The 16,413-nt window shown below is 69.5% G+C and carries 11 protein-coding genes; 5 read left to right on the top strand and 6 right to left on the bottom strand.

All coding sequences use genetic code 11. The annotated features are described in order from the left end of the window. Window positions 1–24: 24 nt before the first annotated feature. Window positions 25–1,209, bottom strand: coding sequence for an acyl-CoA dehydrogenase family protein (locus tag AB0P24_RS22565; RefSeq protein WP_365796667.1), 1,185 nt, complete (start codon window positions 1,207–1,209; stop codon window positions 25–27). A gap of 318 nt (window positions 1,210–1,527) precedes the next feature. Between AB0P24_RS22565 and AB0P24_RS22560 the strand changes: the two genes are divergently transcribed. Then, on the top strand, window positions 1,528–4,332 hold the full coding sequence (locus AB0P24_RS22560) for a lectin (RefSeq protein WP_365796665.1): 2,805 nt from the start codon (window positions 1,528–1,530) through the stop codon (window positions 4,330–4,332). A gap of 173 nt (window positions 4,333–4,505) precedes the next feature. On the opposite strand, the gene AB0P24_RS22555 is transcribed toward AB0P24_RS22560, so the two are convergent. From AB0P24_RS22555 to AB0P24_RS22545, 3 genes are all read right to left on the bottom strand, one after another. After that, window positions 4,506–5,885 carry a caspase family protein gene (locus AB0P24_RS22555; RefSeq protein WP_365796663.1) on the bottom strand — a complete coding sequence of 460 codons (1,380 nt, stop codon included), beginning with the start codon at window positions 5,883–5,885 and terminating at the stop codon, window positions 4,506–4,508. Further along, window positions 5,882–6,268, bottom strand: coding sequence for a hypothetical protein (locus AB0P24_RS22550; protein ID WP_365796661.1), 387 nt, complete (start codon window positions 6,266–6,268; stop codon window positions 5,882–5,884). Before AB0P24_RS22550 ends, AB0P24_RS22555 begins: the two co-directional genes overlap by 4 nt. A gap of 308 nt (window positions 6,269–6,576) precedes the next feature. Next, window positions 6,577–7,539 (bottom strand): zinc-dependent alcohol dehydrogenase family protein, encoded by a 963-nt coding sequence (locus AB0P24_RS22545; RefSeq protein ID WP_365796659.1) that lies wholly within the window; start codon window positions 7,537–7,539, stop codon window positions 6,577–6,579. 167 nt (window positions 7,540–7,706) lie between these two features. Between AB0P24_RS22545 and AB0P24_RS22540 the strand changes: the two genes are divergently transcribed. Then, window positions 7,707–8,351, top strand: coding sequence for a helix-turn-helix domain-containing protein (locus AB0P24_RS22540; RefSeq protein ID WP_365796657.1), 645 nt, complete (start codon window positions 7,707–7,709; stop codon window positions 8,349–8,351). 195 nt (window positions 8,352–8,546) lie between these two features. Here AB0P24_RS22540 and AB0P24_RS22535 read toward each other — a convergent pair whose 3' ends face one another. Continuing rightward, window positions 8,547–9,377, bottom strand: a complete 831-nt coding sequence (locus AB0P24_RS22535) for a LysR family transcriptional regulator (protein ID WP_365796655.1) — start codon at window positions 9,375–9,377, stop codon at window positions 8,547–8,549. Between the two features lie 115 nt (window positions 9,378–9,492). Between AB0P24_RS22535 and AB0P24_RS22530 the strand changes: the two genes are divergently transcribed. From AB0P24_RS22530 to AB0P24_RS22520, 3 genes are all read left to right on the top strand, one after another. Continuing rightward, window positions 9,493–9,981: a nuclear transport factor 2 family protein gene (locus AB0P24_RS22530; RefSeq protein ID WP_365796653.1), complete on the top strand. Its 489-nt coding sequence runs from the start codon at window positions 9,493–9,495 to the stop codon at window positions 9,979–9,981. 67 nt (window positions 9,982–10,048) lie between these two features. Continuing rightward, window positions 10,049–10,324 carry an alcohol dehydrogenase catalytic domain-containing protein gene (locus tag AB0P24_RS22525; RefSeq protein ID WP_365796651.1) on the top strand — a complete coding sequence of 92 codons (276 nt, stop codon included), beginning with the start codon at window positions 10,049–10,051 and terminating at the stop codon, window positions 10,322–10,324. A 736-nt stretch (window positions 10,325–11,060) separates the two neighbouring features. Next, on the top strand, window positions 11,061–15,146 hold the full coding sequence (locus AB0P24_RS22520) for a discoidin domain-containing protein (RefSeq protein ID WP_365796649.1): 4,086 nt from the start codon (window positions 11,061–11,063) through the stop codon (window positions 15,144–15,146). A gap of 415 nt (window positions 15,147–15,561) precedes the next feature. Here AB0P24_RS22520 and AB0P24_RS22515 read toward each other — a convergent pair whose 3' ends face one another. Further along, complete coding sequence (locus AB0P24_RS22515) at window positions 15,562–16,350, bottom strand: enoyl-CoA hydratase/isomerase family protein (RefSeq protein WP_365796647.1); 789 nt, start codon at window positions 16,348–16,350, stop codon at window positions 15,562–15,564. Window positions 16,351–16,413: the final 63 nt, after the last annotated feature.

The raw sequence follows: 16,413 nt of genomic DNA, 5'->3' as shown, positions 1-16,413 counted from the left end.
CTGAAGCACCGGAGGAACCAGGCCCTAGAGGAACGGCGTCCCGGCATCGAGCCCCGACAACACCCTGCCGTACAGCTCCAGGTTGGCGGCGGGGTTGACGAACGAGTGCAGGCTCAGGGCGTTGAGGTCCCGCACGATCCGCTGGATCGGCACCTCCCGGTGCAGGGACGAGGCACCCGAAGCCGAACCGACCAGGTCGGCGGCCTCCTTGCACAACCGCGTCAGATACCCGCACTGTGCCCTGATCCGGGCCCGCTCCTTCGCCGTGTAGGGCTCCGGGGCGGCCACCCTGGATTCGATCAGTCCCACGAAGTCGGCGACGAGCAGCTCCGCGGAGGAGACCTTCATGGTGGCCTCGGCGAGCTGGAGGTGGGTCACAGGAGCCTCGTGCTGGCGCTCGTAGAAGGTGTACGTGATGCCCCGCCCGTGGATACGCTCCTCGAACTCCGTCACAGCGGCCCGTCCCAGGCCCAGGGCGTTCGCGGCCGTCCAGGCGCAGAACAGCAGCAGCACGGGCATGCGGTAGAAGGGATCGGCGCTGTTGCGCTGCGACCGGAACGCGCCCGCGAGCAGCGGCCCGACCGGCAGGACGCGATGGGCGGGTACGTGAACGTCCTGGGCCACGACGGTGTTGCTGCCGCTTCCGGCCAGACCGGAGACGTTCCAGTCGTCCAGCACCTTGAGATCGGTCATCGGGATCGCCAGCCACAGCACGCGCGGCGGGCCTTCCCCGGTGCTGTCCAGCGCGGTCAGCAGATGCCAGTCGGCGTGCTGACAGCCGGTCGCGAAGGGGGATTCCCCGCTCACCACGTAACCGCCGTCCGCCGCAACGGCTTTCGAGCTCGGGACGAGGGTGCCGCCGACCCGCACATCGGGATCGCTGAAGATCTCGTCCTGGGCCTCGTCGGAGAACAGGCCGGCGATGAAGGCGCACCCGGCCTGGATCAGCGCCATGAACCCGGCCGACCCGCACGCGGCGGACACCTCGCTCAGCGCGTCGACCTGGGTGCGCAACGAGGTCTGGTGACCCCCGTAGCGGCGGGGCACGTTCATACGGTGGATCCCGGCGTCGGTGAGAGCCTCGACGACCTCGTCCGTCACCCGCCGTTCCAGCTCCGCGCGCAGCGCGTGCGAGCGGATGAGCGGTCGCAGCGCGCGTACGCGTTCGACGAGGTCGGTGCCCGAACGAGGCGCTGACGAACCGGCCAAGGGGCGACCTCCGGTCTCGGGTCACAGCAGAACCCTCACCGTCGCGCCGTTCCCGCAGACTGTCAACGCCGCGCCGGGGTCGTTGACATGTTCCTGCCTTGTAGCTAGCTTCACGGGCAGTTCCCCCTGTGCCCCCGGGTGTCCGCAGCCCCTGGGCCCCATCGAAGCGCTCGAATTCCAGGTACCTCGTCTCCATGGGTGGACAACGTTGTCAACCCCGGCATCCAGACACTCGGCAAGGCCGCTCATCGCCCGGGTTGCGTGCTCGAAACGGAGGACAACGTTGTCGGCCCTCGACTCCGAGCAGAGGAGAACCCCGTGACGACACGACAGTTGAGACCTCCCGGAGCCAAGGCGATCGGTCTCCTCGCCGCTGCGGCGCTGGCCGCGGCCGGACTGTGCACGCCTGTGTGGGCGGCCGGGAAGGCCGCACTCGTCACCGCGCCGGCGACTCTGGTCAACCCCTTCATCGGCACGTCGAACCAGGCCGACGACTTCCCCGGGGCCGACGTCCCGTTCGGCATGGTCCAGTGGAGCCCGGACACCCCGTCGCGTCCCGACGGCGGGGGCTACGAGTACAACGACTCGTCGATCACCGGTTTCAGCCTGACCCACATCGCCGGACCCGGCTGTGGCGCGGCGGGCGACATACCGGTGCTGCCCACCGTGGGAGCCGTGAACACCGGTGCCACAGACGCGTTCTCGCACAGCAACGAGTCGGCGTCCGCGGGGTCGTACAAGGTCACGCTCGACAACCAGGTGACCACCGAGCTGACCACCACGACACGCAGCGGCATGGCGCGCTTCACCTTTCCCGCGACCAGCCAGGCCAATCTGGTCTTCAAGTTGACAGGCAGTCAGAACGGCGCCACGTCGACCCAGTTCACCAAGGTGTCGAGCACCGAGGTGAGCGGGCAGGTGACGAGCGGCCACTTCTGCGGCGCGGGAAACACCTACACCGTCTACTTCGACATGGTCTTCGACCGGCCGTTCGCCTCGCAGGGCAGTTCCGTGGCCAAGGCGGCGACGGCCTCCTCCCCGGCGTCGGCCCGGGCATCGCAGAACGCGGCCGAGAAGCCGAACAAGCCGGAACTGCACGGCAAGAACCCCGCCCCCTCGGACGCGAAGCCCACGACACCGGCGACGACCTCGACGACCGGGAAGGGCAGCGCGGCCCCCGACGCCGCCGCCTCGAACGGATACGTCACCTTCGACACCACGAGCAGTCCGGTCGTGCAGGCCAAGGTCGGCCTCTCCTACGTGTCGGTCGCGAACGCGGTCACCAACCGGGCAGCGGAGAACACCGGTTGGGACTTCGACGCGACCCGCACCGCCGCACAGAACGCGTGGAACAGCGCACTCGGCAAGGTGCAGATCGCCGGCGGCACGGCCGCGCAGCAGCAGAGCTTCTACACCGCGCTCTATCACTCGCTGCTGCACCCGAACGTCATCAGCGACACCAACGGCCAGTACTACGGCTTCGACGGAAAGACGCACACCGTGGACGCCGGCCACAGCGCCGTGTACGCGAACTATTCCGGCTGGGACATCTACCGTTCGCAGGCCCAGCTCGAAGCCCTGGTCGCTCCCCAGGCGGCCTCCGACACCGCGCAGTCGATGGTCGACGACTACACCCAGACCGGGATCTTCCCCAAGTGGTCCGAGAACAACGGCGAGTCGTACGTCATGGTCGGTGACCCGGCGGCAGCCGTTCTCGCCGACTACTACGCCTTCGGAGCCCGGGACTTCGACGCCACGACCGCCCTGGCCGACCTGGTCAGGCAGGCGAGCACGACCAACAACGACCGGCCCGGACTCGCCTACCTGAACTCGCCGGGATACATGCCGCATGACGGCAGCTACGGCTGCTGCAACTTCTACGGCCCCGTGGCCACCACCCTGGAGTACGACACCGCCGACTTCGCGCTCTCCGCGATGGCCGGGGCGCTCGGCGACACCGCCGACCAGACGACGTACGCCAACCGCGCACAGGACTGGCGCAACGTGGTCAACCCGGCCTCCGGTTTCGTGGAACCCCGCAACGCCAGTGGCTCGTGGACCGGCGGCTTCGATCCCACCAGCGGCACCGACATGGTCGAGGCCGACTCGTGGATCTATACCGGAATGGTCCCGTTCGACATCGGCGGCCTGGCGCACGCCAAGGGCGGCAACACCGCGATGAACCACTACCTGGACACCGTGCTGCGCAGCTACACCGGCGCGGGCGGCTACGCCTGGGTGGGCAACGAACCGAGCATCGAACTGCCGTGGGAGTACGACTACACGGGGCAGCCCTACAAGACGCAGGGCACGGTGCGGGCGATCCAGGACCAGATCTGGTCGAACACCCCGGGCGGCCTGGCCGACGGCAACGACGATCTCGGTGCGATGAGCGCCTGGTACGTGTGGTCGGCGCTCGGCATGTACCCCGAGACGCCCGGAACCTCCGACCTCGCCCTCGGCTCACCGCTGTTCACACAGGCCGTGGTCACCCTTCCCTCGGGCAGGACGCTGACGATCAACGGCAACGGCGCCGCCGACAACGCTCCCTACGTGCAGTCCGCGGCGTGGAACGGCACGGCGTGGAACAACGCCTACGCCCCCACCGCGGCGGTCACGGCCGGTGGCACGCTGGACTTCACACTGGGCAGCAGCGCCGACACGTCGTGGGCGACCGGAGCGAGCGCGGCTCCGCCGTCGTATCCGGGCGACACCACGGCGCCGGCTTCGCCGCGGATCGGTACGCTCGTCTCCGCCGTGGCCTCCGACCTGTGCGTGGACGACGCGTCTTCCAGCACCTCCGACGGCACCCACGTCCAGATCTGGGGATGTGACAACACGTACGCCCAGGACTGGATCGTCGCCGCCGACGGAACTGTCCGGGCCCTCGGCAAATGCCTGGACGCCGATCACAGCGGGACCACCAACGGCACGCTGATCCAGCTGTGGACCTGCAACGGCACCGGCGCTCAGCAGTGGACCCCCGGAACGGGCGGGTCGCTGGTCAACCCCGAGTCGAAGCTGTGCCTGGACGACCCCAACTCCTCGACGGCGAACGGCACCCAGCTCCAGCTGTACACGTGCAACGGTACGGCGGCCCAGAACTGGAAACTGCCGGCCTGAGGCATCGGCGGGGCGGTCGACGGCCCCGCCCGGACGCCTCGCGCAGCACGTTCCCGTGTGTCCGGACCGCAGCGCCGCGGCACACGGGAACCCGTCCGACCGCAACCGCCGAAGCCGCGAACGCCTGGGCGGCCCGACGATCGCCGGACGTGGCCAGTCCATGTGACTGCGCGTCAGAACATCTTCGGCTGGATGCGGGGGTCGCGGGCCAGGAATTCCTGCTCGGTGTGCAGCACACGGTCGCCCGCGAACTGGTCCAGCGCAGCGAGGATCTGTTCCTTGTCCGCGCCGAAACTCCCGACCGTGGCGATGACGCGGTAGCCGAGCTCGTGCAGGTCGTCCGCGAAGCGCATGTCCCTGGTCGGGTGGTACGGAACACCTGGCCGCGGGCGGACCACCAGCAGGTGGTTGCCCTCGTAGACCTGTGTCAGTTTCGAGTTCACCGAGCCACGCTTGGGAGGCAGGACGCCCACGTGCGAGATGTCCCTCCACGGCGTCTGCAACGTGCGGACGCCGGCCGTGCCCCTGCGCAAGTGCACTGTGATCGCCGAACGGTCGATGACCAATTCCGCCCCGCCGGGCAAGGACCGGCCGACCAAAAGGGTGATGAGCCCTATTATGGCCGCAAAACCGCCCCACCACACAGGGATCGCCCACAGCCAGCCCGCGTCGTGGTTCAGCCCTGCGAAGAGCACGGCCATCCCGACCAGGAACAGGGAGGTGAATCCAAAAGGCTTCGACATGTTTCTCTTCAGCTGCGCCTTCGCCGCCGCTCGGTCGCGGCTGAACCGCACTTCGTCCACCGGGTCGGTCGGCGGTCTGTCGGGGTCGGCGGGGCCTCGCGCGAGGGCCAGCGCGCCGGCGGTGTCGGTCGCCCGCTGGCGTGGCCGGGGCAAGCCGCGGGACTGCAGCTCCGCGGCCACGCTGAGGTAGACCTCGTTGAGAGTGAGCGGCCGCGGACTGTCCAGCGCCGCCAGCAGTGCCCCGGTGAAGGCGGTGTACCGCTCACCGCCAAGCGCGTAGGACGGGGCGTTGGCGCTGGTGGACGTCATCGTATACGTGCCCGCGATGGAGAGCTGGCCGTCGACCAGGCCCTCCTCACCTGTCATGACCTCGATGGCCCGGCCGGAGAAGCAGCAGTCCAGAACGAGGACCCGGGCGGCGGCGCCGCTGCCGCCGAGGTCCTCACGCAGCAGGTCGACGCCCAGCGCGCTGTACTTCGGAGCGTCGGCCCGGGTCGAGTTCGTCGCCAGGTACAACCGCCCCCGATCGTCCACCAGGCCGTGGCCGGCGTAGTAGATCAGCAGCATGTCCGAGGCTTCCGCAGCAGCCTTGCCGATGGCGCGGCCGATGTCGGCGACGGAAGCGGCCGGGTCCACGACTTCGCAGTACGTGGATTCCAGCACACCCGCGGTGTCGTGGGTGAGTCGGCGCCACAGGCTCGCGACGTTCCGCCGCACGGCCGGGAGGTCCGCCAGGTCGGGGGATTCCGGGAAGTGGCTGACGCCGATCAGCACGGCGCGTGACCGCACCGGGTCAGGGAACCGGCTCACCCCTGCTGCTCCGGCGCGTCGACCAGCTGCCTGATCTCACGTATCAGGCCGGGTACGTCGGCCTGGAGAAGGTGCGCATCCACCTCGACGCTGCGACCGTCCGGCCCCCTGACGGTGACCTTCACGTCCGTGTGGCGGTGGGTGAGCCAGGTGGACAGCGAGCGGGCGAGCACCGCTCCCGCCCCGCCGGAGCCCATTGCGACGGCGAGCACGTCGAGCAGACCGCCCATCTCTCCGCCGGTCCCGCTGCCGGAGGATTCCAGGCGCAGCCGCCCGCGCAGTTCGTCCTCAAGCCTCAGCCAGTCGAGCAGCGACTGCAGCGCGTTGGGGTCCTCGGCCACGGTGATCCGCAGCAGTGGCTCGGTTCCCGCTTCGGTGTCCATGGCACCATCGTGGCAAGGGCGGGGCCGGTCCGTCATGAACTGAGTTCGTTCTCCACATACAAGCCACGGGAAGTCAGCGGTCGAGCAGGGGCAGTCCCCACCTGCCGCCCGAGAGGAAAGACGATCCCCCGCGGCCACCGGCGTCATCCCGACCGCACCCAGGGCCTCGGCGGGCCGATCCGGCCACGGAGCCGTCCCGGGGGAGTGCCACAGCACCACCGTGAACCACTGCCGGTCAACTCCGAGGGCGGAAGCTTTCACGGGCCCCGTTCCGTTGCCCGGGGCCACGAACACCGTTCCTGCCCGGCTCAGGGCGCCAGCACGATTCTGCCGAACACCTTGCCCGCGTCGATCTCGCGGTGCGCCGGCACCGCCTGGTCCAGCGGCAGCACCTCGTGCACGACGGTGCGCAGGTCCCCGCGTGCGGCATCGGCCAACTGGGACGACCGCACGGCCTGCCTGTCGGAGCGCGGCACGGTGTCGGAGCTGAAGGTGGCGAACGACAGCGACCTGCGGAAGGCGTCCATCAGCCGCATGCCGAAGTCCGCCGGCGGTTGCCCGCCGACCACGCCGACAGCCACATACCGCCCGTTGGAGTTCATCCTGTCCAGAAACAGGGGAAGCTGGGGACCCCCCACGACATCGATCACCACGTCGAAGCCCGGCAGTGCGTCCGCGCCGCCCTCGCCGGAGCGGTCGAGGACATGGGTCGCGCCCAGGTCCCGCAGGCGGGCGCCGCGTGCCGCCGATGAGGTGGTGACCGCCACCGCGCCCGCGCCGCCCCTGGCCGCAAGCTGGACCGCCGTGATCCCGATGCTGCCCGCCGCACCGCGCACGAGCACCGTCTCGCCGGGCGCGAAACGAGCGCGGTCCAGGGCGAAGTGGGCGACCACACCGGAGCCGCCGAGACTCACCGCGTCCGCGCCCGTCAGGCCGTCGGGCAGCGAAAGGACGTCCTCGACCGAGGCGACGGCCTGCTCGGCGTATCCACCGGACAGGCCGGTGAACGCCCACACCCGCCGCCCCATCCACGAGGCGTCCACGCCCTCTCCCACCGCGGTGACGCTTCCCGCCACCTCGCTGCCAAGGAGGTGGCCTTCCCGGAAGCCGTACGCGGTAAGCGTTCCCCGGCGGATCACGGCGTCCACGCCGCCCACCCCGATCGCCTCCGTGGTGATCCGCACCTGCCCCGGGGCCGGTGCGGGCACGGGCACGTCGACGACCTCCAGACCGTCAGGGCTTCCGAACTCCCTGATCACGACGGCTTTCATCGCTGCTCCTCAAGTCGGTGAACGGACGGGTCACAGTTGCTGCGACCGTGAGCGGCGAGCCCGCCCGCACAGCCCGGGGCACCACCGGCAGGGCGCCGGGACGGGGCGGCGTCACCGCCATCGGACCGTAACGGACGCCCCCGTCCGCTTGGCTAAAGTGAGAGGCCATGACCGACCGTTTGCCTCACACTGCGCGCTCCGACGCCCGCGAGAACCGGGCCCGCATCCTGGACGCCGCCCGCGCGGTGTTCGGCGAGGAGGGCCTGAGCGCGCCCATGCGCGACGTCGCCCGGCAGGCAGGCGTCGGCCCCGCTACGCTGTACCGGCACTTCCCGACCAAGCAGGCACTGATCGTGGAGACCTTCGCCGAGCAGCGGCGAGCCTGCCATGCCGCCGTCCGCGACGCCCTCGCGGACCCGGACCCGTGGCACGGATTCCGGAGCCTGGTCGAGCGGATCTGCGAACTCCACGCACACAGCCGGGGATTCGCCGACGCCTTCATGACCGCCTTCCCCGAGGCCATGGACTTCGCCGCCGACCGAGAGCGGACTTCGCGCGCGGTTGCCGAACTGGCCCGCCGTGCCCAGGAGACCGGCGAGCTCCGCCTCGGCTTCGTCGTCGACGACCTGATCCTCATGCTCATGGCCCACCGGGGCCTCCAGGACACGCCGCGTGCCGCCCGGCTCACGGCCTCCCGCCGCTTCGCCGCCTACGTGATCGAGGCATTCCGCGCCGCACCGGAGACGGCAGCGCCTACGCCGCTGCCGCCGGCACCACGCCTGCGGCTCACGCCCTTGCCCAGCACGCCATAAGCCCGCACGGCCCTGCCCACCACGCCGTAAGCCCGCACGCCGTGAACCCAGTCGTCCCTGACAACCAAGGGTCTACGGGGAAGTCCTCGCAGTGTCCGGCGCGGCAAGATCCGGACGGCCCAGTCCGCACGGTGCCGGACGGTCCGCGTTCGTCGCCACGCGGTGGAGCACAACGCCGTCAAGCACGGCGGGCGATCAGGATGCCTGGAGCTGCTGCGATGCCGAACGGGAGGCGACGGCGCTCGCCGTGCTGACGAACTCCGCGACCTGCGGGTGCGGCGCGCGTGGGTTCCACGACAGAACCAGGTCGGTGTTGGGCATGTCCAGCACAGGGACGGCCGTCACTGACCGCCCGAGTCGATCGGTGACGCCCTCGCCCGCGATGACGACCAGGCTGCCGAGAGCGACCCGGTCGACGATCGCGTCCAGGGAATCGGCTGGACACTGCGCCTGGAAAGCGTTGTCTTTCGCGAGCTCGGCGAGGGTGACGGCGACGCGCTCGGCCATGGGGTGACCGGTGGGCAGCAGCGCCACCGGCCGCTCGGCGGCCAACTCGACGAAGCGCAGGCCCTCCGCGTCACCGCTGCCGCACATCAGCGCCACGTCGGCGGTGCCGTTGCGGACAGCACCTGCCTGGTCGTTGGTGAAGACGATGTCGATGTCCACGGCGGACGGCTGCCGGCTGTAGGCGCGAAGCGCGTCGGCGAGCAGGCCGGATCCGGATCCTGGACGTGTCGCCAGCGTCAGCCGCGTGGGCTGTCCCGCCGTCTGGGCCAGCCGTACCGCTCTGTCCACGGCTGCCAGTGCCTGCCGGCTGCCATCCAGGAAGGCCGCCCCGGCCGAGGTGAGTGCTACCCGGCGACTGGTGCGGTCGAACAGCCGCACTCCCATGCGTCGCTCCAGTCGTGCGATGGCTCTCGACAGCGGGGGCTGTGCGATGCCGAGACGTTCGGCCGCCCGGCCGAAATGCAGCTCCTCGGCCACGGTGACGAAGTAGGCCAGCTCACGTGTCTCCACCGTATCCATACCTTCAGGGTATCGACCGATGCCAAGACAGTCATTGTTACCCCTGGCCGAGGTCGGTTGTATGGCCGGTGCAGGCCGTCGGCTGCCCATCGGGCCACGATCAGGAAGCACAGTCATGAGCGACGAACGCAAGGTCCAGGAAGTCCTCGCCCGCTATGTCCGGGCGACCGACAAGCGGGACGGAGCGGCCCAGGGGGCACTGTTCACCCCGGACGCGACCGTGCAGATCTACAGCAAGACCGGCCCCGACAGCTATGAACCCGTCGGTGCTCCCTTGATCGGAGGCGACGCGGTGCGCTACGCCGTGGAGAACTTCATGGCCCCGCATCCGGAGCGCGGCTCAAGCCATCACGTCACCGCTGACCACATCATCGAGGTCGAAGGTGACCGCGCTCACATGAATGCCCAATTCATCGTGTTCAGGATTCTCAGCGATGCCCGCCCGGCCGACGGTTGGCCGGTCGGTGCCTTCGGCGCACAGGGCACTGTCCAGCCCATTGAGTCGGGCTACTACGACACCGAACTCCGCAACATCGGCGGCGAGTGGAAGATCACGCGCCACCACATCCTGCTGGACATGGCCATGGCACTGCCGTCCGCCTGATCCGGAACGGCCGGGCCTGTCCGGCCCGGCCCGGCGACTCACAAGAAGGAAGACGGTTCGACAGTTCGTGAGAGTCCTGGTCCGGGTCAGGACCGCCGGCGTCAATCCGGCGGACATCGTTCTGCGCGACGGAGTCATGGACCATGCCTACGACGCACTCTTCCCGGTGATCCCCGGCTTGGACATGGCCGGAATCGTCGAGAAGGCCGGGCTCGGTGCACCCGAGTTCTCCCCTGGGGGCGAGGTCATCGGCTACCGGCGCGGCCAGGTCCTGCGCTATGGCACCTACGCCGAGAGGGCCTCGGCCGACGTGCACATGCTGGTGCGAAGCCAGGCGACCTGAACTGGGCACAGGCGGCAGGTCTGCCGCCGGCGGGCCTGACGGCCTGACAGGCGGTGGTGCACGCGTTGAAGGTAGCCCGGGGTGAGCCCCTGCGTGCACGCCGCCGCCGGCGGGGTGGGTTCCCCGGCGGTTCAAATCGCCTCGGCGAGGGGCGCCCGCGTCATCGGTACCGCCTCCGAAGCCAGCCACGCGTACCTCGCACCGATCGGCGCGCGCCCCGTTGTCCACGGTGACGGTCTCGCGGACCGCGTCCGCGCAGTCGCTCCGGACGGATGTCGAGCGGCCGCGGTTCCGGCGGTTGGGTCAGAGCGCTGCGGTCTGATGGTCGCATCTGCAACTGTTGGGCTGGTCTGCCGACGGGCGTGGCTGTGCCGGCCGCGCGGGGGGGATGCTTCATGGGGGGTGCTGCCTTCGTCGGCGCAGGTGGTGATCGAGATCAGCAGGGCGGAAGGCGGCAGGTTCATAAGGGGTCTCTCGGGTGTGGGTGTCGGTGCGCGCTTGCGGTTCGGGTCTCTCGGTTCGGTCTCTCGGTTCGGGTGGCGGCTGCGGCCGGGGCTGACGTTTCCTGCATGTGCGGTTGCTATGTCTGGCGGCGGTTGGCGTGGTGGCGCGGTGGCGGGCATGCGTTGATCCCTGCGCCAGGGGTTGACAGGGAACGGTGGGCGGCAACAGCCTTTGGCAACGTTGTCATCGCCGGTTCGGTTCGGCTTGTTTTCTTTGATGGGACGTCACATACATGACCGATCAGTCGAGTTCGTCGCGCGGTCCGTCGCGTCGGGCTGTCGTCACTGCGGGTACTACCTTGCTGGCCGGATTCGGTCTTGGTGCCGTGTTCCCGGTGCCGGATGCTGCTGCCGTCCCTGCCGGTGCACCGGCCGATCTCTCTGCCCCGGATGAGCTGGCGCTGTACCGGCCCGTCTCGGTGTCCTCGACGGACTATGCGGCCACGCCGGGCTCTTTCGTGGTCGACCGCCTCTCCTCCCCGGGCGTGCGGGGCAGCGGGTGGCGCGCGGGGGAGGGGGATCCCCAGTGGATAGCCGTCGACCTGCAGGCGGTCTGTGAGGTCAGCCAGGTCCGCCTGACCTTCGAGGCGGCTGCCTCCGATCCGGTGTACACGCCGCCCACGACCGGCAATGTGCACAGCGGCACGACCGGCAAGGAGATCCAGTCGAGTTACTCACTGGTCTTCACCGTGGACGTGTCCTTGGACGGCAGGTCCTGGGTGACGGTGCACCGCACCACGGCGGGTACCGGCGGCGTCGTGAGCATCCAGCTGCCGCATCCGGTACGGGCGCGCTGGGTGCGCATGACGTCCCAGAAGCGCTCCAGCCCGCTGCCTCTGGGCCTGAACGGCTTCGAGGTGTACGGCACCGCGGAGGGCCGCCGCCCTGCCGTCACCGGCTGGACCGACTGGGGCTCCCGTCACGAGGAGGCGCCGCAGCTCGTGGTCGCCGATGACGGAAGTGTGCCCGTGGAATCGGGCTGGCGGCTCCAGATGGACGACTGGGCCGGCGCGGACGGCGCCGGCCTGTCGAGGACGTCTGCCGACACCGGGGGCTGGCTGCCTGCGGTCGTTCCCGGCACGGTGCTCGGCTCGCTCGTGGAACAGGGCAGGCTGCCCGATCCGGTGGCGGGCCTGAGCAATTTGCACATCCCGGAGGCTCTGTCACGTCACTCCTGGTGGTACAAGCGGGACTTCACGCTGCCGCGCGCTCTGCCTACCGGTACCGGACGTCATGTGTGGCTGGAGTTCGACGGTGTCAATCACCGGGCCGATGTGTGGCTGAACGGCGGGCTGGTCGGAGACCTGACGTATCCGTTCGCCCGTGCCGCCTTCGACGTGACCCGGCAGCTGGTGGCGGGCGGTGAGAACGCGCTCGCGGTGAAGATCACGCCGATGCCGGTCCCCGGCAGCCCGGGGGACAAGGGCCCGCAGGGCGAATCCTGGGTGGATGCGGGCGCACCGCAGATGAACCTCAACTCCCCGACGTATCTTGCATCTTCGGGCTGGGACTGGATGCCTGCCGTGCGCGACCGGGCGGCAGGCATCTGGAACCATGTCCGGTTGAGATCGACCGGCCATGTCGTCATCGGCGACCCGCGCGTGGACACCGTCCTGCCCGCCCTGCCGGAGGTATCGGTCGCCGAGGTGACCGTGGTCGTACCGGTCCGCAACGCCGACACCGCCGACCACCAGGCCACGGTCACAGCGTCCTTCGACGGGGTGCGGGTGTCGAAGAGCGTCACCGTGCGGGCCGGTGAGAGCGTCGATGTCGTCTTCGCCCCCGATGCCTTCGCACAGTTGAGGCTGCGCGATCCCAAGGTGTGGTGGCCGAACGGCCTGGGCGAGCCCAGCCTGCACGACCTCACGCTGACCGCGTCGGTCGGCGGCCAGGAGAGCGACCGGCGCACCAGCCGTTTCGGCATCCGCCAGTTCGGCTACGAGTACGAGACGCCGCTCGCGTTCACCGCGTCCGGTGACGCCTGTACGCAGACCGTGACCTTCGACCGGCAGCAGGCCCAGTACCTCCGCGTCAGGTGTCTGACCCGGGCCACGTCCTGGGGCAGCTCCCTGTGGTCCCTCTCGGTGGGGGACAGCACGCGACCCGGTGTCGACCTTGCGCTGCACGCCGCCGCCACCGCCTCCAGCACCGACCAGGACGGTCACGGCGCCGCCAACGTCACCGACGGCGACGAGGGCACCCGCTGGTCCTCCGACTACACGGACGACCAGTGGATCCGTGTCGACCTGGGCTCTCCCCAGACCTTCGACCGGGTCGACCTCGTCTGGGAGCAGGCATACGCCAGGACCTTCGTCATCCAGGTCTCCTCGAACGACTCGGACTGGACCGACGTGAAGTCGGTGGACAACGGGGCCGTGCCCTTGCCGTTCAACAACGCCAGTGCCAGCCTTCAGGTCGAGGACTTCGACCAGCAGACCGCACGCTACGTCCGCCTCCAGTGCGGCCTGCGCAACACAAGCTGGGGCAACTCGCTGTGGTCCTTGAGCGTTGTCGACCGCAGTGAACCGGGCACCGACCTCGCCCTGCGGCAGACGGCCAGCGCCCTCACCGAGGACCCCGACCACCCGGCGTCGCACGCCACCGACGGCGACCCGAACACCCGCTGGTCCTCCGACTACGAGGATCACCAGTGGATCCAGGTGGACCTCGGCTCCCCGCGGCAGTTCGACCGCGTCGCCGTCGTGTGGGAGACGGCATACCCGAAGACGTACGTCATCCAGGTGTCCGATGACGGAAAGAAGTGGACCGACGTCAAGTCGGTGTCCAACACGCCGGACCCGCTGAAGATCAGCGTCAACGGTGTGCGCGTACTGGCCCGCGGCGGCAACTGGGGCTGGGACGAGCTGCTGCGCCGGATGCCGGCCGAGCGCATGGACGCCGCGGTGCGCATGCACCGCGACATGAACTTCACCATGATCCGCAACTGGGTCGGCAGCAGCGACCGGGAGGAGTTCTTCGCCGCCTGCGACCGGTACGGCATCCTGGTGTGGAACGATTTCCCCAACGCGTGGGGCATGGACCCGCCGGACCACGCGGCCTTCAACTCCGTGGCCCGCGACACCGTATTGCGCTACCGCATCCACCCGTGCGTGGCGGTCTGGTGCGGCGCCAATGAGGGCAACCCCCCGGCTGCCGTCGACAAGGGGATGCGCGAGGCGGTGGAACAGCAGGTGCCCGGCCTGCTCTACCAGAACAACTCGGCGGGGGGCATCATCACCGGCGGCGGCCCCTACGGCTGGGTGGAGCCGGAGAAGTACTTCGACCCCATGACCTACGGCAGCAGGGACTTCGGCTTCCACACCGAGATCGGCATGCCCGTCGTCTCCACCGCGGCGAGCACCCGCAGCATGACCGGCGACGAGCCGGAATGGCCGATCAAGGGCGCGTGGTACTACCACGACTGGAGCGAGCGCGGGAACCAGGCACCGCAGAACTACAAGGCGGCCATCGAGGCACGCCTCGGCGAGTCGGGCGACCTGGACGACTTCGCCACGAAGGCACAGTTCGTCAACTACGAGAACACCCGCGCCATGTTCGAGGCGTGGAACGCCAACCTGTGGGACAACGCCTCCGGTCTGATGCTGTGGATGTCCCATCCGGCCTGGCACAGCACCGTCTGGCAGACCTACGACTACGACTTCGATGTCAACGGCGCCTACTACGGAGCCCGTTCGGCCTGCGAGCCGCTGCATGTCCAGGCCGATCCGGTGAAGTGGCAGGTCATCGCGGTGAACCACACCTCGGCCGACCTGCGCCGCGCCACTGTCACAGCCCGGCTGTTCGACCTCTCCGGACGGCAGCTCGCAACGAAGAGGACGGCCCGGGTGGATGTCGCGCGGGCAGACACCGCGACGGCGTTCACCACGCAGTGGACGGACGGCCTTCCAGACCTTCACCTGCTCTTCCTCACCCTGGAGGACGCCCAGGGCAAGGAGCTGTCGCGCAACACCTACTGGCGTTACCGGGACGCCTCGGTCCTGCAGAGCCTGAACAGGGCAGAGCAAGTGAAGCTGACCGGCGCGGTCACCGAGGTGTCACGCTCCGGGGACCGCCACGAGCTGACGGCAACGATCCGCAACCAGGGCCCGGCGGTGGCCGCCATGGTCCGGCTGTCGCTGCTGGAAGAAGCCCATGGCCGCCGGGTCCTGCCGACGCTGTACAGCGACAACTACCTGTGGCTGCTGCCCGGCGAGTCGCGCACGGTCCGACTGTCCTGGCCGTCCGGGGCCTGTTCCACGCGGCATCCGGTACTGACGGCGCAGGCGTACAACAGCCAGGCCACGGCGCTGCGCGGCTGAAAGCCCCGTGCCCCGGTTCTTGCCGGCCGCTTCGGGACCGGGGCACGGTTTCATCAACCAGTGAGGAACCGCTCCGCTGATACGGAACCCGCCGCCGGCCTGACAGCACGACCGCCATCGAGCGCGCCGTCATCCTCGGCCATGGCGGCTCACGGAAATCAACCGTGGCTGCCGTCCTCGGCCCGGTCACCGGCTTTCCGTCGACGGTCGTACTGCTGGTCATAGGGGGTGTCTCCCGGGCTGCCTCTTCCGGCCACACGAGCTCGACCGGGACACCGTGGGCCCGCGCCGGCGCACGCGTCCCTGCCGGCCGGGTTGGCGCGCGCGTGACGCGGTTGACAGCGCTCGTCCGCCGGATGTGCGGGAGAGGACCCTCTCACCGTCGGGAAGAGGGGCGCCCGTGCCGGTCGCCGCCCTAGCGTCGGCGAAAGTTCGCCGGCCGCTTCCGTGTGAAAGCTTCACGTCCTTCGCGCGCGTCGTCGGTTGCGAAGCAGATCGTCTGCAGGTCCCGCTCGTACCGCAGTGCCTGGTCCTCCGACATGGCGGTCGCGGCGCGCAGATTCACCTTCGCGGTCTCCACGGCGATGGGTGCCCGTGAGGCGATCGTCGCGGCCAACCGGCGTGCTCGCGGCAGGAGCTCTTCCGGCTGCAGAACCTCGGAGACCAGGTGCCAGTCCAGCGCCGCACGGGCCTCCACGGGTTCACCGGTCATCAGCATGAGCGCCGCGTTGCTGGGCCCGGCGGCGCGTGACAGGAACGCCGCCATACCACCGCCGCCGATCCACCCGAGCTTGACCTCGGGAGCCCCCAGCCGGGCGTTGGCCGAGGCCAGGCGGATGTCGCACGACAGCGCCGTCTCCAGGCCGCCGCCGAGCGCGTAACCGTTGATGGCGGCGATCGAGGGCTTCCGCAGCTTCCGCAGTGCGTCGCAGTAGTCGACCCGGTTCCTGAAGTCCCACGGCGTCGCGTACGAGTCGAGCGCCGTGATGTCGGAGCCGACGCTGAAGGACCGTTCGCCCGCCCCGGTGAGGACCACCGCCCGGACGTCGTCACTGGCATTGCACTCGGTGACGGCGGCGATCAGTGCCTGCGCCATGGCCGGCGTCAGCGCATTGAGCTTTGCGGGCCTGTCGAGCGTGATGGTCGCGACGCGCGTTTCACGGTCTGTCGCGAAACGGATGGCGCCGTCGGTGTTCTCGGTCACTGGCTCTCCTCTGAAGGCGGTGCGTCGTCGGTCCGACGACCGGCTGCGTGGGCGGATGAACAC

The organism is Streptomyces sp. NPDC086519, from assembly GCF_040686075.1.
GTDB lineage: Bacteria > Actinomycetota > Actinomycetes > Streptomycetales > Streptomycetaceae > Streptomyces > Streptomyces shenzhenensis.
Note: the sequence above shows the minus strand (reverse complement) of the source record. Positions and strands in the feature narration are given on the sequence as shown.